The following is a 10,584-nucleotide window of genomic DNA, read 5'->3' as shown; positions in this document are numbered from 1 at the left end:
CCCCCGGTCGAGGCCACGGCCTCGATCGCGCCGGCGTCCCGCTTGGTATAGCCGCCGCGCTGCATCAGCGGGATGGTGACGACGCCCGTGGTGACCACGTTCGACACCGCTGAGCCCGAGATCGACCCGAACAAGGCCGATCCCACGACCGAGATCTTGGCCGACCCGCCGCGCGACTGCCCCGTCGCCGCCATGGCGAGGTCGGTGAAAAAGGCCCCGCCCCCGGCGGCAAACAGCAGCTTTCCGAAGAAGACAAACAGCATGACGATGATCGTGCCGACGGCCAGAGGCGTGGAAAACACCGCATTAGGGTCGAATCCGACGTATTGCACCAGCCGGGTCGGGGTCAGGTTCTTGCCGATCAGCTGCCCCGGCACCTTGTCGGCAAACAGCGCGTAGATCAGGAAAACCTCAACGATCCCGAACAGCATCCATCCGGCGCGACGGCGGATCCCCTCCATCACCGCGATGACAACGACGGTGCCGATCAGGGTGATCTGCCAAGGCCGATAGGCCTGTTCCTTCAGCAGCCAGACGAAATCCCAGGTAGCGTACAGCAGCACGCCAAGCGCTGCGGTGGCGATCAACGCGTCGAGGATACCGGGGGTGCCGTCCTCCTGGCCGCGCCAGTTCACCCGCAGGAAGCAGATCGCCAGGGCCAACCCCAGTTGCAGCGCCATGTACTGCTGTTTCAGGATCGCCAGACCCAGCCGGGTCGGCGCCTCGAGGTTCCACAGGATGCAGGCGACGACCATGGTGACGGCAAAGCCCGCCACCAGCGCGTCACGAAAGGGGATGATCCGGGTCATGCGACCTCCTCGGGCCAGTACAGCCGCATGGGGTTGTCGATCAGCAGCTTGCGCCGAAGCTCCTCCGTGGGGGCGATCCGGGGGATCTGATCCACCAGAAGACCATCGTCGGGCATATGGCTTTTCATGTTGGGATGCGGCCAGTCGGTCCCCCACAGCACGCGGTCGGGAAAGTCCTGAACCAGGCGACGGGCAAAGGGCACCACATCGTCATAGGGCGGGCCGGCAAGGGTCAGGCGCTCCGGGCAGGAGACCTTGACCCACAGGTCGGGCTGGGCGGCCACGAAGTCACGAAACCGGGCGAATTCGGGTCCGTCGACGGGTTGGCTGACATCCGGGCGGCCCATGTGATCGACCACGACGATCCCCGGCAGGCGGGCGATCAGCGGCGCGATCGTCTCCAGCTCTTCGGCTTCGAAATAGACCACGATGTGCCAGCCCAGGCGCGCGACCCTTGCGGCGATGCGTTCAAAGACCTCGTGCGGGGTGTCATCCACCAGCCTCTTGAGAAAGTTGAACCGCACCCCGCGCACACCGGCAGCGTGCATCTCGTCCAGCTCGTCATCACCGATGTCCGGGCCGACGACCGCAACGCCCCGCGCCCGCCCGTCCGAGGCGCGCAGCGCATCGATCAGCGCGCTGTTGTCGCGGCCATGGCAAGTCGCCTGGACGATGACGTTGCGCGACAGGCCCAGGTGATCGCGCAGCGCAAACAGCTGGTCCTTCGAGGCATCGACAGGCGTGTATTTCCGTTCCGGCGCAAAGGGAAATTCCGCAGCCGGTCCAAAGACATGGCAATGGGCATCCACGGCCCCTTCGGGCGGGCGGAAACCAGGCGTCTTCGGGTCCGGGTGGAAGGGCAGGTAATCGGGGGTCACGGCCGTCATGCGGTTTCCTTGGAACTTGGCGCGGGGACCGGAAAGACCAGCCCGTCCATCAGCTTGCGGGCGGTGCGCAGCACCTCGGCCCGGGTCACGGTTGCGTTTTCGACATGGCCGACAACGGTCATCTCTCCGGTCGGGTGTTCGATCGACAGGGTCATGGCCTGCCCGCCCGGCAGCTGTGCCAGGTCGTGGCCCACGGCCCCTTCGGTCAGGCAGGCGGTGGCGACGCTGACCGCGCCCAGAACACCGATCGTCTTGTGGCAGCGATGCGGGATGAAGGTCCGGGTGGCGATGGCCCCGCCCTGCTGGGCTGCGCTGACCATGGTCATCTTGGGCACCGATTTGTCCGACACATCGCCCAGGTTCATCAGCGGCCCGGCCGCAAGGCGGATCGCCTCGAGCCGGGCGCGCAGGGGGGCGTTGCCCTCCAGCTGCTCGGGCGTTTCCTGCCCGGTGATCCCCATGTCATCCGCCCGCAGCAGGACACAGGGCATTCCGTTGTCGATCAGCGTGACCTCGTTCCCGTCGATCACGTCGCGGACCTGGCCCGTGGGGAACAGCGCACCACAGCTGCTGCCAGCGGTGTCGCGGAATTCGATCGGCACGGGCGCGGCGGATCCGGGCACGCCGTCGATCCGCGCCTCACCGGCATAGCTGACGCGGCCGCCGGGGGTCTGCACCCGCGCCACGGCGGTCTGTCCGGTGTTCTCCATGTAGATGGTCACCGGGGTCTCCTCGCCCCTGACCGCCACCAGCCCGCGTTCGATGGCAAAGGGGCCGACACCCGACAGGATATTGCCGCAGTTCTGCGCATCCGTGACGATGGCCTGATCGACGAAGACCTGCAGGAACAGGTAATCCACGTCGACACCTTCGCGCGTCGACGGGCGCACCACCGCCACCTTCGAGGTCAGCGGATCCGCCCCGCCCATGCCGTCGATCTGGCGCGGGTCGGGCGACCCCATCACCGCCAGCAACAGCGCGTCGCGGGCCGCGTCGTCCTGCGGCAGATCGCGGGCAAGGAAATACCCCCCCTTGGAGGTCCCCCCCCGCATCCACATGCAGGGCAGGCCTGTCTGATCCTGGGTCACGGCAACCTCCTCCTGTTGCGTGTGGCCTGATGCCCGGCCCCGGGCCGGGCCTGTTACAGGCTGTCCACGGTGCGCGGGAAAACGGATTCGAACCCTTCGGCAAACTTGCAGTCGCGCCCGCCGGACATCCCGCCCGAGTTCCGCTTGAAGTGATTGGCGCGCTGCTGCGCCACCCGGGTGTAATAGTCCCACAGGTGGACCTGGCCGTTCATGCATTCCATGGCGGCGCGCTTCTTGTCCCAGACCGGCGTGATGTCGAGGAAGGTGTCCGGCTTCCATCCCATCTGTTCGGTCTGATGCGGTTCGAACAGGTAAAGCTGCGGCGCCCCCAGGACCTTTTCGCCGGGGTTGTGACCCCAGGCCTGGGCGATCATCCGGCATTCCAGCGCCACCTGCGTCATGTACATGTGGTCGGTGTTGTAGGGGTCGTATTTCGAATGGCTCAGCATAAAGCTGGGCTGCACCTGGCGGATCAGGTCGACCAGGCGGGACTTGTCATCGCGGGTCAGCTCCAGCGGGTAGTCGCCCAGATCGAAGCATTCCAGCCGCGCCGCACCAAGCGCCTCTGCGGCGGCTTCGGCTTCGCCCCGGCGGATCGCCTTGACCTCGTCCAGGGTCTTGCCCTCTTTCCACAGGCGGGCGCTTTCGCCGCGTTCGCCAAAGGACATGCAGGCGATGGTCACGTCATAGCCCATCTCGGCATGCAGGGCGATCGCCCCGCCGCAGCGCCAGACAAAATCCGCCGCGTGGGCAGACAGGACAAGCGCTGTTTTCCGCTCGCTCATGGGATGACTCCTCCGATAATTCCGGGGGCCAGTCTTCTGGTTTTCGCGGGCGGGGACCAATTCGAACTCAGGCAGGGGCATAAGTTCAGGCTATATGGCGGGTTCTGGATGCAGGTTTTGCGGAAGGTTTTCGGGGATGCACTGGGGGCTTGGGGTCAGACCCCGAGGCCGGTGACAAAGGCCCAAACCCCGGTGCCAATTCAAAAATTTCAATTCAATTTCAGAATGTTACACGAATTCCCACCTTCCACCACAACCCCGCCTGTGCCGCGCAGCCCCTTTGACAACCCTGCGGCGAAAAGCTAGGGCCGCGCCATCCCTGCCCCGAAAGCCCCGGACATGCTTCGAATCCTGACAGCCTTTGCCACCGCCGGATTGGGCGTGGCCGTGTTCCTCTGGCTCTCGCTTCCGCTGCCCTGGCTTCTGGGCCCGATCTTCTTCTGCCTGGCCGCCGCGCTGATCGGCCTGCCCCTGGGCAGCATCGGCCCGCTGAACGAAGCGATGCGCACCGTTCTGGGCGTCGCGGTCGGGGCCACGCTGACCCCCGCCGTGCTGATGAGCTTTCCGTCCATGTGGTCGACGCTGATCTTCGTGCCAGTGATGACGGCGGTGATCGGACTGGTCGGCGTGCCCTATTTCCGCAGGCTCTGGGGCTATGACTTTGCGACGGCCTATTACGGTTCCATGCCCGGCGGCTTGCAGGACATGCTGGTCTTTGGCGAAGAGGCGGGCGGCAACGTCCGGTCGCTGTCACTGATCCATGCGACCCGGGTGCTGGTGATCGTCGTCGCCCTGCCCTTCATCCTGAAATCCGTTTGGAACGCCGATCTGACCAACCCGCCCGGCGATCCGCTGACCAGCCTGCCCTGGCAGGAACTGGCGATCATGGTCGCCTGTGCCATCGTCGGCTGGCAGGGGGCCAAGCGGATCGGCATGTTCGGCGCCTCGATCCTGGGGCCGCTGATCGTGACGACCGTGGTGACCCTGGCCGGCGGCCTGCACCACCGCCCCCCGGCCGAGGCGATCTGGGCCGCGCAGTTCTTCATCGGCCTGACCATCGGCGCGAAATACGCCGGGATCACCATGGCCGAGGTGCGCCGCGACCTGGCCGCCGGTGTCGGCTTCTGCGGCGTGCTGATCGTGCTGACGGTGATCTTTGCGGAAACCATCTATCAGCTGGGCCTTGCCCCGGGGATGGAGACGCTTCTGGCCTTTGCCCCCGGCGGCCAGGCCGAGCTGACGGTGCTGGCGCTGATCGTCGGGGCCGACATGGCCTTTGTGGTGGCGCATCACGTGTTGCGGATCTTCTCGGTCATCCTGGGCGCGCCGATCGCCGCCCGGGTGCTGCGCCTGGGAAAACGCTAGGCCTGGCCAGTCAGCGCGCGCAGCCCGGCATAGATCAGCCGCACCGACAGCAGGATAAGGATCGCGTTCAGCGCCCAGGCAAAGCGCCTGTCGTCGATCCGGTTCAGCACCGATTTGCCCACGAAAGTGCCCGCCAGCCCCGCAAGGATCAGCGCCACGATCAGCGGCCCCCAGTCAGCAAAGGCAAAGCCTAGGAATCCGAAGGCCAGCGTCTTGATCCCGTGCTGCACCGTCATCAGCGTTGCATGGGTCGCCACATAGGCGTGGCGCGCCAGCCCCTGCGATTTGGTGAAGGTCGCGACGAACAGCCCCGTGGCCCCGAAGAACATCGTCAGAAAGCTGGAGATCGCGCCGATCACCAGCGGCCAGTCCCGCACGATCCGCGGCGGTTTCGCCAGCACCGACCAGATGACGAAAGCCCCGACCCCGATCTGCACCCAGGCTGGCGGCAGGTTGACCACAACCGCACCGCCCAGGCCCGCGCCGATCAGCGATCCCGCCGCAAAGGCGGGGATGGCCGGCCAGTGGATATGGCCAAAGGTCATCGCCGCCCGGCCCAGGTTCGACCCCAGCTGGATCACCCCATGCGTCGCGATCAGCGCCGCCGGGGGCACCAGCGTCGCCATGACCGTCAGCATCACCGCCCCGCCGCCGATGCCGAAGGCCACGGTGATGAAGGACGCGGCAAAGCTGGTCACGATCAGCACCGACGCGGCAAGCATGGATAGCCCCTGGGGCAGCAGGCTGGCGAATGTCTCGATCATGGGGCCTCCGGTTCTGGGGGCGGGTATAGGGGCTTTTGCGGATGCAGGGATACAGGTTTCTTGAAGGCCTCGGTCTTGCTAGGCTGACCCTGCGCGGCAACTGCCGCCGTTTGGTCAGGCCGCCTATGTGGGGTTCCCACATAAATTCTGCCGATTTGTGTCGGTTTCGCACATTGCTTCAGGCGCTCTGCTGGCCACTCTGTCCGGACGATTTTCGCACCGGGGGAGGGATGGATGCCAGGGATCGGAACAACAGGCGGGCCCTGCCCCGTTCGGCCGCGCCGCCGATGACCCATCACATTCAGACCGAAACCCAGGGGGCTGTCGCGATCCTGCGGCTGGCCCGTCCGGCCCGGGGAAATGCGCTGGATGCCGGGATGGCCGATCTGTTCGCCCAGTTCCTTGTCAGCTGGCGGGCCGATCCGGGGATCGCCGCATGTGTCATCTGTGCCGAGGGCGCGGATTTCTGCACCGGGTCCGATTATGGCGACCTGCCCCAGACGCTCTGGTCACATCGCGCCGCGCCCTGGACCCGCCTGCAAGAGGCCTTGATCCCCTTCGACAAGCCGCTGGTCCTGGCCGCGCGCGGGCGGGCTGCGGGGATCGGCCTGGCGCTGATACTCAAGGCCCATGCGGTGGTCGCCGAACCCTGCCTTGCCCCGGCCATGACCCCTGCCCCGGTGCGTCCTTCGGCGCAGGCAGGTGCCCGCCAACAGCTTGAGTTCCTGGCACAGCGCCGCAGGCGGGAACTTGAGAAAACCATTGCCGCCAAGCTGAAAAGCCACCCCGCGCGGCCCGGCACCAGTGTCACCGGCGCGCTTGCCTTGGCGCATCGGATCGCCGTGCTGCCTAGAAACGAGGTCGAGCGTGAGATGATCAATCTGCGCCGGGGATCGGGGCCGCGCCCCGAAGGCAGGGCGACGGCCTAAAGATATGAAATCACGATGATTTCCGGGTTATTGCCAATTGGCAATCAGCCCTTGTCCCGCTCGGCCAGGAATTGATCCAGCGCGGATCGCAGCGTCTTGGCCGAGGTGGTGCCGTCAAATTCGAACTGCACCCGTCCGCCCTTCTTGCGGACCATCACGCCCTTTTCCTCGGGGTGGAAGCGATAGACCTTGTCGGCAGCCTTACGTTCCTTGGGCGGCGTTGCGGCGGCCTTCAGGCGTTTCATCACCTCGGGCACGGGCACCGCGGGCCCCTGCCCCGTCCGCGCCGATGCCTGTTCGGCAGCAATCCGGTCGGCTTCCAGCAGCACGGCCGAGGCCCCGGTGTCAGTCGCCATCAGCGGTTTCAGCGTCCTGGCGTGCAGCTCCTTCACGTCGCGCAACGTGGGGAAGGCCGCGATGACCCGCGCGTCCATGCGCGCCAGCTGAAGATAGCGCGACAGCCACCCGGCCGAGACTTGAAGACGTTCGGCCATCAGGCTCTGTTTGCCGGAATAGTAAAGATCCACGGCGCGGGCATAGTCGCGCGCCCGTTCGAAATCCGAGATATCCTCGCGGTCGCGGTTCTCGATATCGGCGAGGCGGAAGGCCTCTTCATCGGTCAGCTCACGCTCTTCCACCAGGTACAGGAACTTGGGGTAGTTGTTGGCCCGCAGCCAGGAGATCGCGAAATGCCGACGGGCGCCGCAGATGACCTCGTACTCGGCACCCTGCCCGGCGGGCAGACGGCGCACGATGGCGGGAAATTCCTGCTGTCCCTGGCTGAGGATGCCGTCGATCAGGTCGCGGCAATTGGCTTCGGTCAAGAGCTCATAGGCGCGGTTGTGGCCGTCCCACATCTTGCAGCTTGCCGGATCGACCAGGCGCAGCACTTTTTCCTGCCGTTCGCCGCTGGCCTGTTCGGCCATGGTGTTCGACCGTTTCAGGAACCGCGCGCCGCTGCGATCGCGTTTGGGCGCATCCTCGCCCAGGTCTTTCAAGACGTCGTCGAAGACTGCATCATGTCGTTTGCTCACAGGATCCCCTCCTTGCGCAAACCCGCGTGATGGCTGGGCCATGTCTTGCGGATCAGGGTTTCAACTTCACGGCCAACCGCGTCCAGATAGACCCTGCACCGCTTGTGCGTCTCTGTTCGGGTGGCCGCGCCGGTGATTTCGTAGACCGTCATCAGGTTGGCTGTGGCATTGTCGATCTCGGCGGAATCCTTGAGGACCGCGTTCAGCAGGTCATGTGGAAAGACCGCCTCCATCACCCGCTTGATCGCCTGATGCGCGCTTTTCTGATCATTCATCTTGGTCGCGAGGATCTTAACAAAATGATACCCGCGCGCACCGCCATGTTCAGCCAGCTCGTTCAGGGTCGCGCCCATCATCTTGAGGAAATGCGCGGTCGAGCCGAAGTCGATGTTGTTCGGCGGAGCCGGGATCAACAGCGCATTGGCCGCCCGCAGCACCGAGAGCGAAATCATGCCAAGCGCCGGCGGCGGGTCCAGCAGGATCACGTCAAACTGATCCGAAATCGTCTCTATTCCGCTGCGTAGTCTATCAAGAACAAAGTTTTGTTCCCGCACCATCCGGGCCGCGAATTCATATTCCGCATCATAAAGCCCGAGGTTCGCGGGGATTAGTGCGATGTTCGGCCAATAGGTCGCCCGCAGCGCATAATGCAGCGACGACGGCCCGCCGTGCCGGAAGAAGGGGTAAAGCGTGTCTTCGTCCTCATCGACGTCCACATCCGGGTTCAGCCCGAAGATCGAGGTCGTCGAACCCTGGCTGTCGCAGTCGATGACGCAGACCCGGTAGCCGCGCATCGCGAGGTATTGCGCCAGATGCACGACCACGGTGGATTTGCCGACGCCGCCCTTGAAGTTCTGAACCGCCAGCACGGTCGCGGGATCCCCGGGCGCGCGATGCGGCAGGGTGCCGAAGACCTCGCGCATGCGGTTGACCTCTTCCAGGGTGTATCCTGCGCGGCGCCCGGTTTCGGGGTTTTTCTCGGGTTCGGGCAGACGTCCGTCGCCTTCGGCATCGCGGATCGCCTTTTCGGTGCGTCCGACCATCTCGGCCGCGGTGCGCACATTGAACCGCACATCCAGCGTCTTTTGCAGGCCGGGGGCAAAGACCCGTTCCCTCAACCGCTTGATCACTGTGTCCGCTCTTAGGGCCAGCGCGTCGATGTCGTCCAACGCGACCGGATAGTCCTGGGTCTCTGCCATTGCTCATGCGCCCCGATGTTTGTTTTGCCGCCAGAATGCCTGTGCGCGCGACTCGCCTCAAGTGCGAAAATTGACGGGGATCGGTCAAAAAAACCGGAAGTTGCCGGTTCGCCCTCATATCTCAGGAAGTTTGGGGGTCTGGGCTGCGGGTGCGGAAGTTGATGGTCGTCCCAGGCAGTCTGTCACCCAAAACGTACCATTTGGTGCGGTCAGGGGCGATCCGCCGCCACGAGAGACGAATACCCCAAATCCAAAAATCAAAAACTCTGAAAAGATTCTGGATTCTAGGATTCATCTGTTCAGGGCTCTGGATCCCCTGTTTTTCCGGGCGATAGTGCTTGTATCGACTACTTTTCGGGACGGCTTCGCCTACGTCCTGGGATGGCAAGACTTACGGATCGGGGCGGCTAATCTTACCTATCGGGACAGTAAAAGCTTACATTTCGGGATGGCGAATCTGCCGCGAATCGGTGACACCGAAAAGCCCTTGAAACACTGGGGTCTGCGATTCGGTCCTGGGTCCCCCTTGGTTCTGAAAGCTTACAAATCGGGTGAAGCCCTGCGGGAAGACCGCTTGTCTGCTTACATCCCGTGCGATACAAATGTAAGAAAACCAGGTATGGACCCGAGCAGCATGGCCAAGCCTTCCCAACCCTATCGCACGGTCGACACCCGGCCAAGCAAGGATTCCCTTGTCAAACCCGGTGAGCTTGTCGACCTGATCGAGGTCACGCCGCTGACGCTGACCGACCGGCGCATCTATAACCAGCTGTTGGAGAACGCCTGGGAGGCGATCGACAAGCCGGTGCTGCATGTCATCGCCAAGTCCGATCTGCGCGGGTCGCATAATTCCAACGACCGGGTTGGGGAATCGATCGAACGGCTGATGTCGGCCATCGTGAAGATCGAGGCGGTGTGGGACGGCAAGCCGGCGATTGAACGGGTGCAGCTGTTGGGCGGCAACCTGGAAATGGCCCGCGCCGACGGGCTGTTGGAATATGAGATCCCGCCGCGGCTGCGCAAGATCATCTCGAACTCGACCATTTTTGCGCGTCTTCAGCGCGAGGTCATGTTCGCCCTGTCCTCGAAATACGCGCTGACGCTTTACGAGATGGTGCAGAAGCGCGGCAATCTGCGCTGGCGCTCGTCCGAGAAATTCTCGCTGGAAGCACTGCGGGGGGTGTTGGGCGTGCCCAAGGGCAAGCTGACGTCCTGGTCGAACCTGCGGATGCGCGCGATTGATCCCGCGGTCGAGGAGGTCTCGGCCCTGTCGGACTATATGGTCGAGGTGCAGCCGATCAAGACCGGGCGCAGCGTGACCCATGTAGAGCTGCGCTGGTGGCGCAAGGATGGCGAGGCGACGGGCAAGGTTGAACGCGCGCTGCAATTCGCCTCGACCGGGCGGAAGGCCAAGGCCGAGGGGCGCACAGAAGAGGTCGCGCCGATCAGCACCAAGCCGCGCCCCGGCTGGCTGGATCAGCAGGGGGTCGCCCTGAAAACCCAGACCTATGAAACCGCGCGGCTGCGGCACCCGGGCTACGACATCTATTATGTCGAAGGGGAATGGCGCAGCTGGGCCGCCGGTAAGGAACCGCCCGCCGATCCTGACCGCGCCTTCCTGGCCTTCTTCCGCAAATTTGCCGAGGCAAACCCGATCTGATCCGGCAAGCCCCTGACAAATTGGAGTTTTCCCGGTTCTTGCCAATTGGCAATTTTGACCCTGC

Annotated in this window: 10 protein-coding genes; 3 read left to right on the top strand and 7 right to left on the bottom strand. The window is 64.4% G+C overall.

The features are described from left to right. From BMX99_RS17590 to BMX99_RS17575, 4 genes are all read right to left on the bottom strand, one after another. Positions 1–809, bottom strand: an 809-nt coding sequence (locus BMX99_RS17590) for a TRAP transporter large permease subunit (RefSeq protein WP_139199589.1), incomplete at its 3' end; no start/stop codon positions are given. After that, the gene (locus BMX99_RS17585; protein ID WP_093454909.1) at positions 806–1,696 is read right to left on the bottom strand and encodes an amidohydrolase family protein; all 891 of its coding nucleotides are present in this window, start codon (positions 1,694–1,696) and stop codon (positions 806–808) included. The genes BMX99_RS17585 and BMX99_RS17590, both read right to left, overlap by 4 nt. After that, positions 1,693–2,784, bottom strand: coding sequence for a 4-oxalomesaconate tautomerase (locus tag BMX99_RS17580; protein WP_244525664.1), 1,092 nt, complete (start codon positions 2,782–2,784; stop codon positions 1,693–1,695). Before BMX99_RS17580 ends, BMX99_RS17585 begins: the two co-directional genes overlap by 4 nt. Positions 2,785–2,837: 53 nt before the next feature. Continuing rightward, a complete protein-coding gene (locus tag BMX99_RS17575) occupies positions 2,838–3,569 on the bottom strand; it encodes a PIG-L deacetylase family protein (RefSeq protein ID WP_093454908.1) in 732 nt (243 codons plus the stop codon). 339 nt (positions 3,570–3,908) lie between these two features. On the opposite strand from BMX99_RS17575, the gene BMX99_RS17565 reads away from it, so the two are divergent. Next, positions 3,909–4,934: an AbrB family transcriptional regulator gene (locus BMX99_RS17565; RefSeq protein WP_093454906.1), complete on the top strand. Its 1,026-nt coding sequence runs from the start codon at positions 3,909–3,911 to the stop codon at positions 4,932–4,934. On the opposite strand, the gene BMX99_RS17560 is transcribed toward BMX99_RS17565, so the two are convergent. Next, entirely contained in the window at positions 4,931–5,698 is a 768-nt protein-coding gene (locus tag BMX99_RS17560) for a sulfite exporter TauE/SafE family protein (protein WP_093454905.1), read from the bottom strand. The genes BMX99_RS17565 and BMX99_RS17560 overlap by 4 nt on opposite strands. A gap of 287 nt (positions 5,699–5,985) precedes the next feature. Here BMX99_RS17560 and BMX99_RS17555 point away from each other — a divergent pair, with 287 nt between their 5' ends. Further along, positions 5,986–6,627, top strand: coding sequence for an enoyl-CoA hydratase/isomerase family protein (locus BMX99_RS17555; RefSeq protein ID WP_170848852.1), 642 nt, complete (start codon positions 5,986–5,988; stop codon positions 6,625–6,627). A 44-nt stretch (positions 6,628–6,671) separates the two neighbouring features. Here BMX99_RS17555 and BMX99_RS17550 read toward each other — a convergent pair whose 3' ends face one another. Both BMX99_RS17550 and BMX99_RS17545 read right to left on the bottom strand, forming a co-directional pair. Continuing rightward, positions 6,672–7,661: a ParB/RepB/Spo0J family partition protein gene (locus tag BMX99_RS17550; RefSeq protein ID WP_093454903.1), complete on the bottom strand. Its 990-nt coding sequence runs from the start codon at positions 7,659–7,661 to the stop codon at positions 6,672–6,674. Further along, positions 7,658–8,860, bottom strand: coding sequence for an AAA family ATPase (locus BMX99_RS17545; protein WP_093454902.1), 1,203 nt, complete (start codon positions 8,858–8,860; stop codon positions 7,658–7,660). The genes BMX99_RS17550 and BMX99_RS17545 overlap by 4 nt, the downstream gene beginning before the upstream one ends. 634 nt (positions 8,861–9,494) lie before the next feature. On the opposite strand from BMX99_RS17545, the gene BMX99_RS17540 reads away from it, so the two are divergent. Beyond that, positions 9,495–10,520, top strand: coding sequence for a replication initiation protein (locus BMX99_RS17540; protein WP_093454914.1), 1,026 nt, complete (start codon positions 9,495–9,497; stop codon positions 10,518–10,520). Positions 10,521–10,584: the final 64 nt, after the last annotated feature.

The organism is Pseudooceanicola nitratireducens, assembly GCF_900109195.1.
Taxonomy (GTDB): domain Bacteria; phylum Pseudomonadota; class Alphaproteobacteria; order Rhodobacterales; family Rhodobacteraceae; genus Pseudooceanicola; species Pseudooceanicola nitratireducens.
The sequence above is the reverse complement of the archived record's forward strand: the minus strand, read 5'-3'. Positions and strand labels throughout refer to the sequence as shown.

Coding starts and splice junctions, on each gene's coding strand:
- BMX99_RS17560 (WP_093454905.1), bottom strand. CDS start 5,698: ATGATCGAGACATTCGCCAGCCTGCTGCCCCAGGGGCTATCCATGCTT.
- BMX99_RS17555 (WP_170848852.1), top strand. CDS start 5,986: ATGACCCATCACATTCAGACCGAAACCCAGGGGGCTGTCGCGATCCTG.
- BMX99_RS17585 (WP_093454909.1), bottom strand. CDS start 1,696: ATGACGGCCGTGACCCCCGATTACCTGCCCTTCCACCCGGACCCGAAG.
- BMX99_RS17565 (WP_093454906.1), top strand. CDS start 3,909: ATGCTTCGAATCCTGACAGCCTTTGCCACCGCCGGATTGGGCGTGGCC.
- BMX99_RS17540 (WP_093454914.1), top strand. CDS start 9,495: ATGGCCAAGCCTTCCCAACCCTATCGCACGGTCGACACCCGGCCAAGC.
- BMX99_RS17575 (WP_093454908.1), bottom strand. CDS start 3,569: ATGAGCGAGCGGAAAACAGCGCTTGTCCTGTCTGCCCACGCGGCGGAT.
- BMX99_RS17545 (WP_093454902.1), bottom strand. CDS start 8,860: ATGGCAGAGACCCAGGACTATCCGGTCGCGTTGGACGACATCGACGCG.